Below are 17,665 nucleotides of genomic sequence, written 5' to 3' on the forward strand. Positions count from 1 at the left end.
CGACTCTGAACGATGCTGAACGCCTGTTCAGCGAGCCCGTGCAGGACCCGTCAGGCCCGGGCCGCAGGCAGCTCGAGCACCATGCGGGCGCCGCCGAGCGGGGACGCGTCGGCCCACGCGTCGCCGCCGTGGGCGCGCGCGACCTCGCGCACGATCGCCAGGCCGAGCCCGGATCCGCCCTCGTCGCGCGCCCGCGACTCGTCGAGCCGCACGAAGCGCTCGAACACGCGCTCGCGCTCGGCGGGCGCGATGCCCGCGCCGTCGTCGTCGACCCACAGCATGGCCCGGCCGTCGCGCACGACCGTGCCGAGCGCCACCCGCCCGCGCGCGTGGCGCAGCGCGTTGTCGACGAGGTTGCGCACGGCGCGGGCGAGCAGGCGCGCATCCCCGTCGACCTGCGCGGCCCGCACCGCCGTGCCGTCGCCCGGGCGGCCGAGGCCGCGCAGCCGCTCGAGCTCGCCGTGCGCGAGGTCGTCGAGGTCGACCCGCCTGCGGGCGACGCCGCCGTGCTCGTCGAGCCGGGCGAGCAGCAGCAGGCCCTCGACGATGCCGTGCATCCGCTCGCCCTCGTCGAGCACCACCTCGGCGAGCTCGCCCGGCGGCGTCGTGGCGGGGTGGTCGCGCGACAGCTCGGCGAACTGCCGCATCGTGGCGAGCGGCGAGCGCAGCTCGTGCGAGGCGTCCGAGACGAACCGCTGGCGGGCGCTCGTACCCGCCTCGACGCGCGCCAGCATCCGGTTCATCGTGGCCGCGAGCCGGTCGACCTCGTCGTCGCGGCCGGTCGTCGGCACGCGGCGATCGAGGGCCGTCGCGTCGATCGCGTCGACCTGGGATCGGATGCGGTCGACGGGCGCGAGCGCGCGGCCGACGACGATCCACACGACCGTGCCGACGAGCACCACGGCGAGCGGCACGGCGATCGCGAGCAGGGCGGTCGCGGAGCGCACGGCGTTGTCGATGCCCTGCGCCGAGCGCGCGACGACGATCGTGCCGGGCCCGACCTGCGGGATCTCGACCTGCTCGGCGACGACGATGTGCCGCTCCCCGGCGAGGTCGACGAGCGCGGGCGCCTGCCCGACCGGCGCAGGCAGCGCCGCGGCCGCCTCGGCGTTGACGACGACGCCCGTGGCCGAGCGCAGCGCGACGAGCACGTCGTCGTCGCGCTCGACGAGCGCGGCGGTCTGGATGGTGCCGGCGTCGACGCCGTCGGCGAGCGCGGCGAGCTCGTCGGCGAGCTGCTCGCCGGCGGAGGCGACGAGCATTCGCTCGAGCGTCCACACCACGGCGACCCCGCCGAGGGCGAGGGCGACGGTGACGACCGCGAGCGCGGCGGCGAGGATGCGGAGGCGGATGGAGGCGCCACGGCGGCGCGGGCGCGAGGCGGCGCGGATCGGGGCGGGCTCGGCGGCGGATGCAGCGGCAGCACCCTCGGCGGCGCCAGCGGCGCCGCCCGCCCGCTCAGCCACCGTCGGCCGCCAGCCGGTAGCCGGCGCCGCGCACGGTCTGCACCGCATCCCGTCCGAACGGCCGGTCGACCTTCCGGCGGATGCGGCCGACGTACACCTCGACGATGTTCGCCTCGCCCTCGAAGTCCTCGTGCCAGACGTCGTCGAGCACCTCGCGCTTCGTGACGACCTCGCCGCGCCGCCGCATGAGCAGCTCGAGCACGGCGAGCTCGCGCGCCGTGAGCTCGATCTCGGCGTCGCCGCGGTGCACGGTGCGGGCCGCGGGGTCGAGGCGCAGGTCGCCCGCCTCGAGCACGGTCGGCCGCTCGCGGCCGCCGCGGCGCGCGAGGGCGCGGATGCGCGCCACGAGCACGGGGAACGAGAACGGCTTCGTGAGCCAGTCGTCGCCGCCGGTGTCGAGGCCCTCGACCTCGTCCCACTCGCCGTCCTTCGCCGTCAGGAAGAGCACGGGCGTCCAGATGCCCTCGGCGCGCATCGCCTGGCAGACGCGGTAGCCGCTCATGCCGGGCATCATCACGTCGAGCAGCACGACGTCGTAGGCGAACTCGCGCGCCCGCCAGAGCCCGTCGACGCCGTCGTGGGCGACGTCGACCGTCATCCCCTCCGCGGTCAGGCCGCGGCGCACGCCGTCGGCGAGGCGCACCTCGTCGTCGACCAGCAGCACCCGCATGCCCCGAGCATGGCCGCCCGGCGCTGACGCCGCGCTGAACGGCGCGCCGTCAGCCGCGATCCTCCTCGACCGCGACCTCCTTGCCGTCGACGACCTCGTAGGTGGCGGTGCGGAACGGCACGGGCCGCAGCACCATCGACACGGCGCCGCTCTCGGCGACCCGCACGTCCGACACCTCGAAGCCGCTCGGCCGCGCGACGTCGTCGAAGAGCCGCTTGCCGCGCCCGACGACGGTGGGGAAGACGATGAGCCGCAGCTCGTCGAGCAGCTGCTCGTCGATGAGCGTCTGCAGCAGCTGCCAGGAGCCGTGCACCTGCAGCTCGCCGTCGCCCTCGGCCTTCAGCGCCCGGATGCGCTCGACGACGTCGTCGGCGATGACGCTCTCGGTGCCCTGCCAGGGGGCGGAGGCGGCGTCGAGCGTCGTCGAGACGACGTGCTTGGGCGCGGTGTTGAGGCGCTGCGCGACCGGATCCTCGGGGTCGGTCACCTGCGGCCAGTAGGCGGCCATCATGTCGTAGGTCGTGCGGCCGAAGAGCAGCGCGTCGGTGCGCGCGAACCAGCCGGTGACGACCTCGCCGACGGTGTCGTCGAACGCGGGCGCGACCCAGCCGCCGTTGCGGAACCCGCCGGTCGCGTCCTCCTCGGCGCCGCCGGGGCCCTGCATGACGCCGTCGAGGCTCATGAACTCGTGCGCGACCAGTCGCATCCGGATCCCTCCGCTCGGCCGCTCCGTCGCGGCACCCGTCGAGCATGGCCGCAGCGGTAGGAGGCGCGCAAGGGTCGGGCCGGATCTCCGCTCGTTCTGAGGGTTCTCGAGGGTCGTCGTTGGCACTCTCCAAGGAAGAGTGCCAACAATTGATCGTGCTCCGCGGGGCTCCCTGCGGAGCCGCCAGACACCCGGGCTGGCCGCGCAGGGCGGCCGCCCCACGTGGAGGAGGTGGTTGTCATGGCACTGACCTTCGACCCGTTCCGCGAGATGGACCGGATGGCCGCGCGGCTCATGACGAGCGGCGGCACGCAGCGCAGCGCGAGCTGGATGCCCATGGACCTGTACCGCGCCGGCGACCACTACGTCGTGCACGTCGACCTGCCGGGCGTCGACCCGGGCTCCATCGACCTCGACGTCGACGCGAGCACCCTCACCATCCAGGCCGAGCGCACGCTCGGCGCCGCCGACGGCGCGCAGTGGCTCGCGCAGGAGCGGCCGGCCGGCCGCTACGTGCGGCAGCTGAGCCTCGGCAGCGACATCGACCAGGACGCGATCCACGCCGCGTACGAGCACGGCGTGCTCACGCTCACGATCCCGGTCGCCGAGCGCGCGAAGCCGCGCAAGATCACGGTGGAGCGGCGCGACGAGCAGGGCCAGCTGGGCGCCGGCGACCGCGCGACGGCCGACGCGGCGTCGTAGCCGCACGCGGCACCGCAGGATCAGCACGTGAGCGGGCCGCCGGGCGCACTACGCGCTCGGCGGCCCGCTCACGTGCGGATGCGGCGCGGCCGGCGGCCCGGCGGGTGGTACCGGCGGGGCGATCGGCGGTGCGCCCGCCGCCGCGGCGACCTCCGCGGCGGCCCGTCGCGCCTCGCGCCGCGCGATCGCGAGCCACGTGCGCGGTCCGGCGAGCCAGCCGACGAGCGCCGAGGCGCCGATCGACAGCAGCACCCACGCGAGCACCACGACCCACGCCGCCACGACGCCGCCGAGCAGCATGAGCAGCCCCAGCAGCCAGCTCGACAGGGTCGAGAGCACGGCCTGCAGCGCCGTGCCGAGCGCGGCGCCGCGGAGCGTGACAGCCGCCGCATCCGGGACGCCGCCGCGGCGCAGCCGCCGCACGCTCAGCCAGCAGCCGAGCGCGCCCGCGCCGACCGCGAGCACCACCGCCACGAGCACGACCGGCACGAGCCAGCCGGCGTCGAGCCCCTCGACCCAGCGCACGACGGGCATCGTCCACTCGCGATCGTCGAAGAGGTCGACGACCGCCGCGCGCAGCACCGCGACGACGAGCGCGGCGACCAGCAGCCCCCACACCAGCGCGGCCCCCGCTGACACGAGCGGCAGCCCGAGCGCGCCCGCCGCCCTGGCCGCGGCCGCCTGCGCGGGATCGAGCGGATCCGGCCGTCGCCTCGCACCCGTCCGCGCCATGCCCGGCGGCCTCACGCCCGCGTCTGCCACGCGTGCCGCCCGGTCCCCTCGAGCTCCGCCGCGTCGTGGGCGCGAGCGGCGGCCTCGGCCTCCGCGGCGACGCGCAGCGGGTCGATGCGCTCGCGCGAGGTCGAGAGGAAGAGCCAGCCGAACAGCAGCCCGACGCCGCCGGAGAGCACCACCGCGATCGCCAGGAGGCCGAAGAGCAGCGACCACATCGAGCCGGTGGTGAGCGACGCATCCGTGCTCACTAGCAGCGAGAACAGGCCCGTGAAGAGCGCGATCGGCCACGTCGCCGAGCCGACGAGGCCCGTGGCGGCCGTCGTGCAGAGCCACGCGAGCCACGCAGAGCGGTGCGGCCGCGCGATGCCCTCATGCCGCTGCCAGAGCGCCTGCGCGAGCCAGCCGACCGCGAGCAGGGTGCCGCACACGAGCAGCACGACGAGCGCGGTGGCCCACAGCCGCTCGGGCAGCGCCCAGAGCGCGACGGCGGACGAGAGCGAGTCGCCCTGGATCTCGTCGACGCCCTCGCCGCTCGCGTGCAGCAGCGCCGCGAACCCGACGACGAGCGTCGCGGCGACGAGCAGGTGCGTCGCGAGCGCCATGACCGTCTGCCCGAGCCACGCGCCGAGCAGCGCGGCGGCGCGCTGCCGGCCGGTCCAGGGGATGCGCGGCGGGGGCGCGTAGGCGTACGGGGGGCCGGCGTATCCGTACCGCTGCGTCGCGTGGCCAAGCCGCGGTGCGTCGCCGAGCTGCGGTGCGTAACCGGGCGGCGGCGCGTAGCCGGGCGGCGGCGGGGCGTACGCATGTGGCTGCGGCGCATGGCCTGGCGGCGGCGCGTACCCGGGAACCTGCCCAGCCCACCACGGACCCGAGGCCGGGTTCGCGACCGTCGCTGGCCGCCACGCGGGCGGCGGCGCGGCACGGCGCCGCGCGGCGCGCTCGGCCGCACGCTGCTCGAGCGCGGTCGCGGGCACGAGCCGGTCCTCCGGCGCGGCGGCCGAGGCCCGGAGGCGCGCTGCGCGGCCCGAGGCCGCCGCGCGCGCGGCCGCATCCGCCGGCACCGGCGAGTCGGCGCCGGGCGGCGGCGGTGCGCCGGTCGGGTCGTGCTCCACGGGGCGAACCTACGCGGACGCGCTGGACGACGGCCCGACGCGGCCGCCCCTCGGGGCGCCGGGCCGGGCCGGTCGCATCTGCTCAGTCGCGCCGCTGCGGGCGCCAGACGACGACCTGGTTGGCCTTCGTCGGGCGGGCACCCGCGCGGATCGTCGTGATGCCGGCGGTGCCGGCGGCGAACACGCGCCGCCCCTGCTGCTGCATCACCGCATCCGCGAGCGCCCCCTCGAGCTCGCGCACGCGGGCGCGCAGCTCGCGGTTCTCGTCGCTCATGTCGAGGATGCGGCGGATGCCCTCGAGCGAGACGCCCTCGCCCGAGAGCAGCTGCACCTGCCCCAGCCGCCCGATGTCGCGCATCGAGTAGCGGCGGGTGTTGCCCGCCGTGCGGCTCGGCTGCACGAGCCCGAGCCGGTCGTACTGGCGCAGCGTCTGCGCGTGCAGGCCCGCGAGCTCGGCGGCCGCCGCGATCGAGAAGATCGGGGAGGTCTCGTCGAAGCCCTCGGGCACGCCGCGCATCAGGACGCCTTCGCCTTCGCGATGAGGTCGGCGCGCGGCGACTCGGCCGGGCTCGCCGCCTGGAACGCCTCGAGGTGCTCCCGCTGCTCCTTGGTGAGGTGGCTCGGCACCGCCACCTGGATGGTCGCGAGCAGGTCGCCCGTGCCCTTCTTCGCGGCGACGCCGCGGCCCTTGACGCGCAGCACGCGGCCGGAGGGCGTGCCGGGCGCGACCTTGAGCCGCACCGGCTCGCCGCCGAGCGTCGGCACCTCGATCGTCGCCCCGAGCGCCGCCTCGGCGAACGTGACGGGCACGTCGACGCGCAGGTGAAGCCCGTCCATCGTGAAGACGGGATGCGGGCGCACCGCGACCGTCAGGATGAGGTCACCGGGCTCGCCGCCCGAGGGCGACGGGTCGCCCTTGCCGGCCAGCTTGATCCGCTGGCCGTCGTGGACGCCCGCGGGCACCTTCACGGTCATCGAGCGGCCGCCGACGGTGAGCTTGAGCGTGTCGCCCTGCACCGCCGACTGGAAGTCGAGCGCCGCGCGGGCCGTGACGTCGCGGCCCTTCGCGGGTCGGCGCTGGCCGAAGCCGCCACCGAACCCGCCGCCGCCTCCGAACATCCCGCCCAGCAGGTCCTCGAAGTCGCCCTGGGAGTACTGCACGCGCGGGCCGCCGCCGAAGCCGCCGAAGACGTCCTCGAAGCCGCCCGAGCCGCCGGGCGCGAAGCGCGGACGGCCGCCGGCCATCGCGCGCACCGCGTCGTACTCCTGCCGCTGCTTGGGGTCCGCGAGCACGGAGTGCGCCTCGGAGATCTCCTTGAAGCGCGCCTCCGCGTTCGCGTCACCCGGGTTCGAGTCCGGGTGGTACTGCCGCGCGAGCTTGCGGTACTGCTTCTTCAGGTCGGCAGCGGAGACGTCCTTCTGCACGCCGAGCACGGCGTAGAAGTCCTTGTCGAACCAGTCGTTGCTGGCCATCCGCCTCCTCCCCTAGCTCACTCGGCCGGCGCGAAGACCGCGACCTTGGCGACGCGCAGCACGCGCTCGCCGACGCGGTAGCCGACCTGCACGACGTCGGCGACGACCGTCTCGGTCACCTCCGGGTTCGGCAGCTGGGCGACGGCCTCGTGCTTCTCGATGTCGAACGCCTCGCCGACCTCGCCGATGCGCTCGACGCCGAGCTGCGCGAACGAGCCGCGCAGCTTCTGCGCGACGATCGCGAGCGGACCCTCGGCCAGGTCGCCGTGCTTCTCGGCGAGGTCCAGGTCGTCGAGCGCGGGCAGCAGCGCCTTGATGACGGAGGCGGTGGTCGCCTCCTTGTCGTTCGCGCGGTCCCGCTCGGTGCGGTTGCGGTAGTTGACGTACTCGGCGCGGAGGCGCTGCAGCTCGTCGAGGTGCTGCGCGGCCTTCGCCTCGAGCGCCTCGCGCTCGGCGGCGAGGCCGGCGGCCTCGCCCTCGAGCAGCGCGCGGTCCTCGGGGCTCAGGTCGTCGGCGGAGGCGTCCGCGGCGGGCTCGTCGCCCGCCGGGGCGGCCCCGGAGCCGGCGGCCGGAGCCGCCTGCTCGCGGGGCTCGCCCGTCTCGGGGTCGATCCGGCGCTTGTCGTGCACGCGCGGCTCGCCCTCCTGCTCGGTGCCCTCCTGCTGGCCCTCGGGCACGTCGCCCTCGGGACGGTCGTTCGCGGCGTCGGTCACTTCTTGTCGTCCTCGTCGTCCACGACCTCGGCGTCGACGACGTCGTCGTCGGCGCTCGAGGCGGCGGGCTGCTCGTCGGCGGGGGCGTCGCCCTCGGCCGGCTGCTGCGCCTGCGCCTGCTGGTAGATCGCCTCGCCGAGCTTGCCCTGCGACTGCTGCAGGCGCTCGACCGAGGTCTTCACGGCCTCGTCGTCGTCGCCCGCGAGCGCCGACTTCACGGCGTCGACGTCGGCCTGCACCTCGGTCTTGACGTCCTCAGGCAGCTGCTCAGCGTTGTCGGTGAGCACCTTCTCGACCGAGTAGACGAGCGTCTCGCCGGTGTTGCGGAGCTCCGCCGCCTCGCGTCGCGCGTGGTCGGCGGCCGCGTTCTCCTCGGCGTCCTTCACCATGCGGTCGATGTCGTCCTTCGAGAGGCTCGAGCCGCCCGTGATCGTCATCGACTGCTCGGCGCCCGTGCCCTTGTCCTTGGCGGACACGTGCACGATGCCGTTCGCGTCGATGTCGAAGGTGACCTCGACCTGCGGGATGCCGCGCGGGGCCGGGGCGATGCCCGTGAGCTCGAACGTGCCGAGCGCCTTGTTGTCGCGCGTGAAGTCGCGCTCGCCCTGGAAGACCTGGATCGCGACCGAGGGCTGGTTGTCCTCGGCGGTCGTGAAGGTCTCGGAGCGCTTCGTCGGGATCGCCGTGTTGCGGTCGATGAGCTTCGTCATCATGCCGCCCTTGGTCTCGATGCCGAGCGACAGCGGCGTGACGTCGATGAGGAGGACGTCCTTGCGCTCGCCCTTGAGGACGCCGGCCTGCAGGGCGGCGCCGACGGCGACGACCTCGTCCGGGTTCACGCCCTTGTTGGGCTCCTTGCCGCCGGTGAGCTGCTTCACGAGCTCGGTGACGGCGGGCATGCGGGTCGAGCCGCCGACGAGCACGACGTGCGCGATCTCGGAGACCGTGATGCCGGCCTCGCGGATGACGTCCTCGAAGGGCTTGCGGGTGCGCTCGAGCAGGTCCTTCGTGAGGTTCTCGAACTGCGCGCGGGTGAGCGTCTCCTCGAGGTTGGCGGGGCCGGCCTCGGTGAGCGAGAAGTAGGGCAGCTGGATGCTCGTCGACGACGAGGACGAGAGCTCCTTCTTGGCCTGCTCCGCGGCCTCCTTGAGGCGGCGCATCGCGATCTTGTCGTTCGAGACGTCGACGCCCGTCTGGTCCTTGAAGCGGCCCTTGAGCCACTCGACGACGCGCTCGTCCCAGTCGTCGCCGCCGAGGCGGTTGTCGCCGGCGGTCGCACGGACCTGGATGGTCGAGAAGTCGTCGTCCTTGCCCACCTCGAGGAGCGAGACGTCGAAGGTGCCGCCGCCGAGGTCGAAGACGAGGATGAGCTCGTCCTCCTTGCCCTTGTCGAGGCCGTACGCGAGCGCGGCCGCGGTGGGCTCGTTGATGATGCGCAGCACGTTGAGGCCCGAGATCTCGCCGGCCTCCTTCGTGGCCTGGCGCTCGGCGTCGTTGAAGTACGCCGGCACGGTGATGACCGCGTCGGTGACCTTCTCGCCGAGGTAGGTCTCGGCGTCGCGCTTCAGCTTGCCGAGGATGCGCGCCGAGATCTCCTGCGGCGTGAGCTGCTTGCCGTCGATCTCCTGCTTCCAGCTGGTGCCCATGTGGCGCTTGACCGACGAGATGGTGCGGTCGACGTTCGTGACGGCCTGGCGCTTGGCCGGCTCGCCGACGAGGGTCTCGCCGTCCTTGACGAAGGCGACGACCGACGGGGTCGTGCGGAAGCCCTCGGAGTTCGCGATGACGGTGGGCTCGCCGCCGTCGAGGAACGCGACGACGGAGTTGGTGGTGCCGAGGTCGATGCCGACTGCTCGTGCCATGGTTGGTCCTCCTCTGCGCGGATGCGCGGTGTGCCTGGTTCCGGTGGAGGAATCCACCGACGTCCCCCCAGATCGGCGGTGGACTCGTCCCCCGGAACCCCGGCCACGACCCGGCGCCCCTCGGGCGCACGACTTGAGTCGCGATGGCTCAACTTTCCCACCTTGAGTCGAGGCGTGTCAACTTCCTGGGCTGTGGATCCGCTCTGAGGATCGGGGCGGCTCCGGGCCGGTTCCCGCCGGCCGCCGGATAGCGTGGCCGCATGGCTCGGGAACGCCGCTGGCTCTATCGCGAGGTCACGCGGCACTCCGTCGCGTCGCTCGTCGCGGGCGTCTTCGCGAGCGTCGCCGTGGCCGTGCACGCTGCGGGCGGCGGCCGGCTCGACCACATCGGCACGACGATCGTGGCCCTGACGCTCGTGTTCGGCGCCTACGGTCCCGCGTTCCTCTGGCTCTCGGGCCTCGCGTTCGCCGGGCTCTCGGGCGATCGGCTGCGCGCCCGCGTGCGCCGCTCGGAGGAGCGCAGCCGGTTCGTGCGGTGGCTCTACCTCGGCGGGCCGCGCTCCTGGGCGCTGCTCATCGTGCTCATCGGCGTCGTCTCCGTCGTGCTGCTCGCCACGCGCGGCGACGCCGACCTGCTCGTGCTCGCGTCCTGCGTCGTGGGCGTCGTCGGCACCTGGGTGCTGCTCGTCGCGATCTTCGCGATCGAGCACATGCGCGGATGGGCGGAGCGGGGCGGGCTCGCGTTCCCGGGCGAGGGGTCGCGAGGCTTCGCCGACTTCGTCTACCTCTCCGTGCAGCTCTCGACCACCTTCTCCTCGGCCGACGTCGCGCTCGAGACGACGGATGCGCGGCGCCTCGCGACCCTGCAGTCCGTCGTCGCGTTCGCCTACAACGCGGTCGTCATCGCGGTGCTGGCCTCGCTGCTGGTCTCGATCGCGGGCTGACCGACCCGCGCGGCCGCCTCGCCGAGGGCTAGGCGATCACGCGCCGCGGCGAGCGCACGATCCAGCGCGCGAGCAGCGGCCCGCCGATCGCCGTGAGCAGCACGTAGCAGGCGGCGAGCGCCCCCACCTCGGGGTAGCCGGCCGCCACCGCGACCGCCGCGATCACGATCGAGAACTCGCCGCGCGCCACCAGCGCCGCGCCGGCGCGCAGCCGGCCCTTCCGCTGCACCCCGTCGCGCCGCGCCGCGATCCAGCCCGTGCCGAGCTTCGTCGCCGACGTGACGACCGCGAGCAGGATCGCCGCGGGCAGCACCGGCAGCAGGTCGGCCGGCACGATCGGCAGGCCGAACGAGAAGAAGAAGATCGCCGCGAACAGATCGCGCAGCGGCCCCAGGATCGAGCGGGCGCGCTCGGCGATCGAGGGCGGCACCGCGATGCCGACGAGGAACGCGCCCACCGCCGCCGAGGCGCCCAGCAGCTGCGTGAGGCCCGCCACGAGCAGCGTCACGCCGAGCAGGCGCAGCAGCACCTGCTCGTCGCTCGGGTGGCTGAGCAGCCGGCCGAGGCCGTCCGAGGCGCGGCGAGCGGCGACGAGGATCGCCGTCACCGCGCCCACCGCGAGCGCCACCGCGCCGAGCGCCTGCCACCACTCAGCGCCCGTGAGCACCGCGATGAGCACGGGCAGGAAGATCGCCATCGCGATGTCCTCGATGACGAGCAGGCTCAGCACCGCCGGCGTCTCGCGGTTGCCGAGCCGGCCCAGGTCGTCGAGCAGCCGCGCCACGATGCCCGATGACGACACCCACGTGACGCCCGCGATCGCGAGGCACGCGGGCAGCGGCATCCCGAGCAGCAGCGCCACGAGGAAGCCGGCTGTCGCGTTGAGCCCGACGTCGACGAGGCCCGAGCGCCCGTGCCGCTGCAGCGACTGCTGCAGCTCCTGCGCCGTGAACTCCAGCCCCAGCATGAGCAGCAGCAGGAGCACGCCGATCTCGGCCGCGGGGCCGATGAACGGCTCCGCGTGGCCGAGGTCGACGAATCCGCCCGCCCCGACCGCGAGGCCTGCGAGCAGCATGAGCGGGATCGGCGAGATGCCGATGCGGTGCGCGGCGAGTCCCAGCAACGAGACCCCGAGGACGACCGCGCCCAGCTCGAGCAGCAGGGCGGCGACCTCGTGCACGGCTAGCCCCGGCTGAGCCGCTCGCGCAGCTGCGCGAGGCCCTCCTGCGAGCCGATCGCGACGAGGATGTCGCCGCCCAGCAGCTGGTCGTCGGGGCCGGGCGCCGCGATGACGTCGTCGGCGCGCACGATCGCGACGATCGAGCATCCGGTCCTCGTGCGCGCCTTCGTCGCCCCGAGCGGGCGGCCCGCGTAGGCCGAGCCCTCGTCGAGCCGGATGCGCGCCGACTCGAGCCCGGGGATCTCGCGGGTGAGGTCGAGCATCCCCTCGGCGATGCGCGGCGCGCCCAGCACGTCGGCGAGCGCGTCCACCTCGTCGTCGGCGAGCGCGAGCTCAAGCCGCACGTCGTCGGGGTCGTCGCGGCCGAGCACGCACAGGTCGGCCTGGCCGTCGCGGTGCACGACGATGCTGAGCGGCACGCCGCGCCGCGTCGTCAGGTCGTACCGGACGCCGATGCCGGGCAGGAGCGTCTGCGTGATCTCCACCTCCGCATCATCCCACCGCGGGCTCGCCGCGGCACCGCAGGTTCGGCGCAGGGATGCGGGCGCTGCGGCGGCGGTCGGCTCGGCCGGCATCGGGGCCGTCCGGCCCGGCGACCGCTCCGGCGGGCGCGACGCGCCACCCGCGGTTCGCCCGCGCGACGCCGTCGCGCCACCTCGCGGCAATACGCTCGGCACCATGAGCGCCCCTCAGGCATCGCGGCCAGCCTCCGACCCCGCCGAGCTCGTGCAGCCGTCGCAGGCGGGCGTCGCGCCCGTCGAGCGGCGGGAGCTGCGCCGCCGCGCGACCGCCTGGGCGCTGTGGGACTGGGGATCCGCGTCGTTCAACGCCGTCGTGACGACCTTCGTCTTCAGCCGGTACATCGCCTCCGACCTCTTCGTCGACCCGGCGATCGTCGACGCCGCCGGCGAGGACGGCTCGCCGGAGCTCACCCGCGCGCTCGCCGAGAACGCGTCGATCGTCGCGTGGGCCGTCGCGATCGCGGGCGTGCTCGTGGCACTGCTCGCGCCCGTGATCGGGCAGCGCTCCGACGGCGGCGGGCGCCGCAAGCTCTGGGTCGCGGTGAACACCGGCGTGACGATCGTCGCGATGGTCGGGATGTTCTTCGTCGCGCCCGTGCCCGAGTACATCTGGCTCGGCGCCGCGCTGCTCGCGGTCGGCAACCTGTTCTTCGAGTTCGCATCGGTCAACTACAACGCGATGCTGCACCAGGTGTCGACGAAGGCGTCGCTCGGCCGCACCTCCGGCTTCGGCTGGGGCATGGGCTACGTGGGCGGCATCGTGCTGCTGGGCGTGCTGCTCGTGGTGTTCATCGGCACGGGCGACTCGGGCGGCCTCGTGCCGCTGCCGAGCGGCCGTGACGGGGGCGCGCTCGACATCCGCTTCGCCGTGCTCGCCTCGGCGGTGTGGTTCCTCGTGTTCGCGATCCCGCTGCTGCTGCGCGTGCCCGAGCTGCCGCCGACGGGCGCCGCCCCGCCGCGCGTGGGCCTGCTCGAGTCGTACCGCATCCTCTTCCGCACCATCGGCCGCATCGGCCGCCAGGCGCCGCGCACGCTGCTCTTCCTCGTCGCCTCCGCGGTCTTCCGCGACGGGCTGTCGGGCGTGTTCACCTTCGGCGCGATCATCGCCTCGTCGGTGTTCGGCTTCTCGTCGTCGGAGGTCATCCTCTTCGCGATCGCCGCGAACGTCACCGCGGGCATCGGCACCTTCGTGGGCGGCTGGGCCGACGACCGCTTCGGGCCGAAGGTCGTCATCATCGTCTCGCTCGTGGCGCTCGTGCTCTCCGGATCCGCGGTGCTGTTCGTCGAGGGCAAGGGGCTCTTCTGGGTCTTCGGCCTCGCGCTCTCGACCTTCGTCGGCCCCGTGCAGGCGGCCTCGCGCTCGTTCATGGCGCGCATCACGCCGGAGGGCCGCGAGGGCGAGATGTTCGGCCTCTACGCGACCACGGGCCGCGCGGTGTCGTTCCTCGCACCGGCGCTGTTCGGCGTGTTCGTCTCGATCGCCGGCGACACCCGCTTCGGCATCCTCGGCATCGTGCTCGTGCTGCTCGTGGGCCTCCTGCTCGTGCTCCCCGTGCACCCGAGGCCGACCCTCATCGACTCCCCCACAGCGCCGCCCGCCCCGCCGCGCACCCCCGAGTCCCCGCGCTGACCCGCCTCGCGACAGCCGCACATGTGCACGAAGTGGTTGTTCTCGCGCGCGCAGAGCAACCGTTTCCTGCACATGTGCGGTCAGGAGCCGCTCCGGAGCGGGGATGCCATCAGGCGCGGCGCGCGAAGGCGGCAGACAGGCGCTGGATGAGCGGCGTCGCCGGGCCGCGGACGTCGGCGCTCGTCGCACGCACCACGATCCAGTCCTCCGCCTCGAACGCCGCGTAGCGACCGATGTCGCGCTGCCACTGGCGTCGCTCGCGGTGCCCGTCTCCCTCGAACTCGATGGCGATGCGCAGATCGCGGTAGCCGAGATCCGGCCGGCGCTCCTGGCCGTCGATGAGCACGAGCGGGTGCACCTCGGGCTCGGGGAAGCCCGCCAGGACGATCGCACGCCTCGTCACGCTCTCCCACCGCGAGTCGACGCCCTGCCGTGCGTCGCGGAGCGCAGCGCGGAGCGCGGGCACGCCGTTGTGGCCGCGGCACCGCGCGAGGAAGGCCTCGAGCGCAACGGGATCGGCGTGCGGGCGCGTGGGCAGCTCGAGGTCCGGGTAGCGCCAGGAGTCGGTGAGGAGCGCGTCGACGACGTGGACGAGCGGCTCGTGGGGCATGCGCCGGGCGAGCGTGAGCGCTGTCGCGACGGGGCCGAGCACGGGCAGGCCGCGGTGCGCGCCGACGTCGAGCAGCCCGGCCGCGTACGCGATCTGCCGCGTGCCGCGCCCGGTGCCGCGCGTCGCGCCGTGCGGGCGGGCGATGACGAGAGGCTCTTCCTGCCGCCAGTCCGAGGGGAGCGGCAGGCCCCAGAGCCGCGCTGCGGTCTCGGCCGCGAACACGTGCCCCGCGCCCATCCGCTCCGCGTACGCCTGCGCCGCCTCGAGGAGCGACCCGATGCTGTGCGCGCGGACGCCGTGGAACGGCCGCAGCAGGTCGGACGCTCGCATCCGCTGCCGCGTGACTCCGTGGCTCGCGCCCTCGGCGGCCCGGAACGGCCGCCCGGCGATGGCGTCGGGCAATGGGTTCGGCGTGCGCATGCGCGCATCCTCGTCTCCTGCCCGATCCGCCCGCGCCGTAACCGCCTCCGCCTGTGGACGACCCGCACATGTGCATGAAACGGCCGTTCTGACACCGCCAGAGCAACCGTTTCATGCACATGTGCGGGTGACTGCGGGAGGGTGAGGGGGTGGAGCGGGAGCGGGAGCGGGTGCGGGCGAGCAGCGTCGAGCTCCTGCTCGAGGCCGCGAGCGAGGAGGCCGTGCGGCGCGAGTGGGCGATGCTCGAGGCGGCCGGGCTCTCGAGCATGGGCGCGCACCGCTCGCCGAGCAACCGGCCGCACGTCACGCTGCTCGCGGTGCCCGGGCTGCCCGTGCCGGAGCTCCCGTCCGGTCCGCTCGAGCCTGCGCTCGCGCCCGCGCTCCCCATCGCGCTCCGGCTCGGGCCGCCCGCGCTGCTGCCGGGCGACGGCGAGCGGCGCGTGCTCGCGCGCGCGGTCGAGCGCACGGAGGAGCTCCTCGCACTGCGCGCCGCGGTGCTCCACGCCTCGGGAACGCCCGTCGAGGGCGCCCACGACGCATCCGCCTGGCTCCCCCACGTCACGCTCGCGAAGCGGCTCCGCGCGACCGAGCTGCCGCGCGCGCTCGCGCTGCTCGGCGGCCCGATCGAGGCGACCGCCATCGGCCTCCGGCACTGGGATCCGGAGTCCGGGAGGGTCACGGCCGTCGCCGACGCGTGACGCCCGTCGACAGCCCGCGTCGAGCGTCGTGCCGTGATGCTCGGCGCGACGGATCGCGATGAGACCCGCTCAGGCGATCCGCGTCGACGGCAGCGCCCGCACGGCCTCGAGCCGGTCGTCGCCGAGGATGCGGCCGACGAGCCTGGCGCTGCCGGCGACGACCGTCGAGTCGAGGTCGAGGTCGGTCGCGACCATCCAGGCCGGCCGACCCTGCGGCTCGGAGGGCCACAGCAGGTTGGGCGTGCGGCCGGGGCCGATGGGGTGGCGGGCGTCCGGTGCCGGCCAGCCCAGGCCGGCGGTATCGACCCACGCCGGGTCCTCGAGGTCTCGCAGCCGCCCGCGCAGCAGCACGTGCCCTCGCCCCCATCCTTCGCGCGGGAGGCCGAGCACGAGGCCGTCGCGCATCGCCATCCGCACCTGCGGATCCACGCTCGCGGCCGCCTCGAGGCGAGCGCGGCGCGTCAGCTCCTCCTGGAGCCGGGCGCGCTCGGCCGACGTCATCGTCTCGTCGCCCGCGACCATGACCGCGAAGCCCGTGCCCTCGAAGTCGAGGCCCCGGCCCTCCCAGACCGCCGCGAGCAGCTCGGCGTCGCCCTCCTCGGCGAGCACCGTCTCGAGGATCGCGGTCAGGACCTCGAGCGGCGCGTCGCCCTCCTCGGGCGGGTTGAGGTAGCGCCCGTCGCCCAGCGCCACCTGGTGCTCGCCCACGGCGCCGTACCAGGTGCCCTCGGCGAGCTCGAGGCCGAGCAGCTCAGCGGTCTCGGCCCACGTCACGCCGACGGGCTTCGGCTGGAACGGCAGCTCGGGGTGCTGCGGGTCGCGGCGCGAGCCGTCCGGCGGCAGGCTGAGGCTCGCCGGGTGCAGCACCCGCGCGTACGCCTCGAACACGTCCGGCACCACGGCCGCGACCGTGCCGTCCTCGGCGAGCGCCGCCTGGATCCAGCGCCCGACCTCGACGTCGCGCTCCACCTGCAGCGGCCCGCTCATCGCGCGCCCCTCCGCGCCGCACGATCCGCCCCCGGCATCGGGGGGCTCGTCCGCGGCGCCACGCTCATCCCTCGATCCGCGTCCGATGGAACGACAGGTGCGAGCGGCTCGCGGTCGGGCCGCGCTGGCCCTGGTAGCGGTTGAGGTTCGAGCCCTGGCCGTAGGGATGCTCGGACGGGCTCGAGAGCTGGAAGTAGCAGACCTGGCCGATCTTCATGCCCGGCCACAGCTTGATGGGCAGGGTCGACACGTTCGACAGCTCGAGCGTGACGTGGCCGGAGAAGCCGGGGTCGATGAAGCCCGCGGTCGAGTGCGTGAGGAGTCCCAGTCGGCCGAGCGACGACTTGCCCTCGAGCCGCGCCGCGACGTCGTCGGGCAGCGAGATCCGCTCGTAGGTGGCGCCGAGCACGAACTCGCCCGGGTGCAGGATGAACGCCTCGTCGGGGCCGACCTCGACGAGCCGCGTGAGGTCGGGCTGGTCCTCGGCCGGGTCGATGAACGGGTACTTGTGGTTGTCGAAGAGCCGGAAGCCGCGGTCGAGCCGCACGTCCACGCTCGAGGGCTGCAGCATCGCCAGGTCGAGGGGCTCGAGCCCCAGGTCGCCGGAGTCGAGGCGGGCGCGGATGTCGCGGTCGCTGAGCAGCACCCGATGAGGCTACCGCGCAGCCCGTTCCGGACGGCTCGACGGACGGCGGATCCGCATCGCGCGCACAGGGGGACGGGAGGACGATGGATGCAGGAGGTGCGCCATGCATCGAGGTCGTCGGCTCGAGGACTGGGTCGAGCTCGCCGCCGCGGCCGTCGCGAAGGCGCGCGGAGCGCTCGGCGACGACGAGGTGGAGCGCCGGATCGCGGCGAGCGTCTCGGAGGAGGACCGCGAGACGGTCGTTCGGGTGCTGCGCACCCTGGGCCGCGACCTGCAGGTGCACGGCATGGACCTCACCGCGCTCGACGCGCGGCTGCGGGTGCACGACGCGCCGCACGTGCCGGCGGCACCGGAGGACGGCGCGGGCGAGGAGCCCACCGGTGGCGCCGCGGCGCGGCGCGGGCGCGAGGCGACCCTCGGCGACCTGCCGCCGGAGGCGCTGCGCGATGGCGAGCGCGGTGCGGTCCGGCCCGCCGATCTCGCGAAGCGGCTCGCGCGGCTGCGGAACCCGATCCTCCCCCACCCGCGGCACAAGCCCCCGGCGCGGTAGCGCCGGCCGCCTCCCTCCGGTCGAGCCGGCCGCGGAACGG

At 74.7% G+C, this 17,665-nt stretch carries 19 protein-coding genes; 5 read left to right on the top strand and 14 right to left on the bottom strand.

Annotation, left to right across the window (positions count from 1 at the left end):
• Positions 1–50: 50 nt before the first annotated feature.
• The 3 genes from IEW90_RS13355 to IEW90_RS13365 are packed head-to-tail and all read right to left on the bottom strand — an operon-like array spanning position 51 to position 2,842.
• Complete coding sequence (locus IEW90_RS13355; protein WP_229679680.1) at positions 51–1,466, bottom strand: sensor histidine kinase; 1,416 nt, start codon at positions 1,464–1,466, stop codon at positions 51–53.
• Entirely contained in the window at positions 1,459–2,136 is a 678-nt protein-coding gene (locus tag IEW90_RS13360; RefSeq protein ID WP_188718756.1) for a response regulator transcription factor, read from the bottom strand. The genes IEW90_RS13355 and IEW90_RS13360 overlap by 8 nt, the downstream gene beginning before the upstream one ends.
• Before the next feature lie 49 nt (positions 2,137–2,185).
• Entirely contained in the window at positions 2,186–2,842 is a 657-nt protein-coding gene (locus tag IEW90_RS13365) for a dihydrofolate reductase family protein (protein ID WP_188718757.1), read from the bottom strand.
• Between the two features lie 240 nt (positions 2,843–3,082).
• Here IEW90_RS13365 and IEW90_RS13370 point away from each other — a divergent pair, with 240 nt between their 5' ends.
• The gene (locus IEW90_RS13370) at positions 3,083–3,544 is read left to right on the top strand and encodes an Hsp20/alpha crystallin family protein (RefSeq protein WP_188718758.1); all 462 of its coding nucleotides are present in this window, start codon (positions 3,083–3,085) and stop codon (positions 3,542–3,544) included.
• Between the two features lie 48 nt (positions 3,545–3,592).
• On the opposite strand, the gene IEW90_RS13375 is transcribed toward IEW90_RS13370, so the two are convergent.
• From IEW90_RS13375 to dnaK, 6 genes are all read right to left on the bottom strand, one after another.
• Positions 3,593–4,276 (bottom strand): hypothetical protein, encoded by a 684-nt coding sequence (locus tag IEW90_RS13375; RefSeq protein WP_188718759.1) that lies wholly within the window; start codon positions 4,274–4,276, stop codon positions 3,593–3,595.
• Positions 4,277–4,287: 11 nt separating this feature from the next.
• Positions 4,288–5,391, bottom strand: a complete 1,104-nt coding sequence (locus IEW90_RS13380; protein WP_188718760.1) for a hypothetical protein — start codon at positions 5,389–5,391, stop codon at positions 4,288–4,290.
• A gap of 82 nt (positions 5,392–5,473) precedes the next feature.
• On the bottom strand, positions 5,474–5,908 hold the full coding sequence (locus tag IEW90_RS13385; RefSeq protein WP_188718761.1) for a heat shock protein transcriptional repressor HspR: 435 nt from the start codon (positions 5,906–5,908) through the stop codon (positions 5,474–5,476).
• A complete protein-coding gene (locus IEW90_RS13390; protein ID WP_188718762.1) occupies positions 5,908–6,864 on the bottom strand; it encodes a DnaJ C-terminal domain-containing protein in 957 nt (318 codons plus the stop codon). Before IEW90_RS13390 ends, IEW90_RS13385 begins: the two co-directional genes overlap by 1 nt.
• Positions 6,865–6,881: 17 nt before the next feature.
• Positions 6,882–7,577, bottom strand: coding sequence for a nucleotide exchange factor GrpE (locus tag IEW90_RS13395; RefSeq protein WP_188718763.1), 696 nt, complete (start codon positions 7,575–7,577; stop codon positions 6,882–6,884).
• Positions 7,574–9,439 (bottom strand): molecular chaperone DnaK, encoded by a 1,866-nt coding sequence (dnaK, locus tag IEW90_RS13400; protein WP_188718764.1) that lies wholly within the window; start codon positions 9,437–9,439, stop codon positions 7,574–7,576. The genes IEW90_RS13395 and dnaK overlap by 4 nt, the downstream gene beginning before the upstream one ends.
• A gap of 260 nt (positions 9,440–9,699) precedes the next feature.
• Between dnaK and IEW90_RS13405 the strand changes: the two genes are divergently transcribed.
• Positions 9,700–10,383, top strand: coding sequence for a DUF1345 domain-containing protein (locus IEW90_RS13405; RefSeq protein ID WP_188718765.1), 684 nt, complete (start codon positions 9,700–9,702; stop codon positions 10,381–10,383).
• Between the two features lie 28 nt (positions 10,384–10,411).
• On the opposite strand, the gene IEW90_RS13410 is transcribed toward IEW90_RS13405, so the two are convergent.
• Together IEW90_RS13410 and IEW90_RS13415 are read right to left on the bottom strand one after the other, a co-directional pair.
• On the bottom strand, positions 10,412–11,563 hold the full coding sequence (locus IEW90_RS13410; RefSeq protein WP_188718766.1) for a cation:proton antiporter: 1,152 nt from the start codon (positions 11,561–11,563) through the stop codon (positions 10,412–10,414).
• A gap of 2 nt (positions 11,564–11,565) precedes the next feature.
• Positions 11,566–12,048, bottom strand: coding sequence for a cation:proton antiporter regulatory subunit (locus IEW90_RS13415; RefSeq protein WP_188718767.1), 483 nt, complete (start codon positions 12,046–12,048; stop codon positions 11,566–11,568).
• Positions 12,049–12,241: 193 nt separating this feature from the next.
• On the opposite strand from IEW90_RS13415, the gene IEW90_RS13420 reads away from it, so the two are divergent.
• Positions 12,242–13,714, top strand: coding sequence for an MFS transporter (locus IEW90_RS13420; RefSeq protein ID WP_188718768.1), 1,473 nt, complete (start codon positions 12,242–12,244; stop codon positions 13,712–13,714).
• A 109-nt stretch (positions 13,715–13,823) separates the two neighbouring features.
• On the opposite strand, the gene IEW90_RS13425 is transcribed toward IEW90_RS13420, so the two are convergent.
• Positions 13,824–14,744 carry a putative endonuclease domain-containing protein gene (locus IEW90_RS13425; protein ID WP_188718769.1) on the bottom strand — a complete coding sequence of 307 codons (921 nt, stop codon included), beginning with the start codon at positions 14,742–14,744 and terminating at the stop codon, positions 13,824–13,826.
• Between the two features lie 149 nt (positions 14,745–14,893).
• Here IEW90_RS13425 and IEW90_RS13430 point away from each other — a divergent pair, with 149 nt between their 5' ends.
• Complete coding sequence (locus tag IEW90_RS13430; protein ID WP_229679681.1) at positions 14,894–15,442, top strand: 2'-5' RNA ligase family protein; 549 nt, start codon at positions 14,894–14,896, stop codon at positions 15,440–15,442.
• 69 nt (positions 15,443–15,511) lie between these two features.
• Here the strand turns inward: IEW90_RS13430 and IEW90_RS13435 are convergent, their stop codons facing one another.
• Together IEW90_RS13435 and dcd are read right to left on the bottom strand one after the other, a co-directional pair.
• Entirely contained in the window at positions 15,512–16,429 is a 918-nt protein-coding gene (locus tag IEW90_RS13435; RefSeq protein ID WP_188718770.1) for a hypothetical protein, read from the bottom strand.
• A gap of 64 nt (positions 16,430–16,493) precedes the next feature.
• The gene (gene dcd / locus IEW90_RS13440) at positions 16,494–17,075 is read right to left on the bottom strand and encodes a dCTP deaminase (RefSeq protein WP_188718771.1); all 582 of its coding nucleotides are present in this window, start codon (positions 17,073–17,075) and stop codon (positions 16,494–16,496) included.
• A 103-nt stretch (positions 17,076–17,178) separates the two neighbouring features.
• Between dcd and IEW90_RS13445 the strand changes: the two genes are divergently transcribed.
• The gene (locus IEW90_RS13445; RefSeq protein WP_188718772.1) at positions 17,179–17,625 is read left to right on the top strand and encodes a hypothetical protein; all 447 of its coding nucleotides are present in this window, start codon (positions 17,179–17,181) and stop codon (positions 17,623–17,625) included.
• Positions 17,626–17,665: the final 40 nt, after the last annotated feature.

Source organism: Agrococcus terreus, from assembly GCF_014645235.1.
Lineage (GTDB): Bacteria > Actinomycetota > Actinomycetes > Actinomycetales > Microbacteriaceae > Agrococcus > Agrococcus terreus.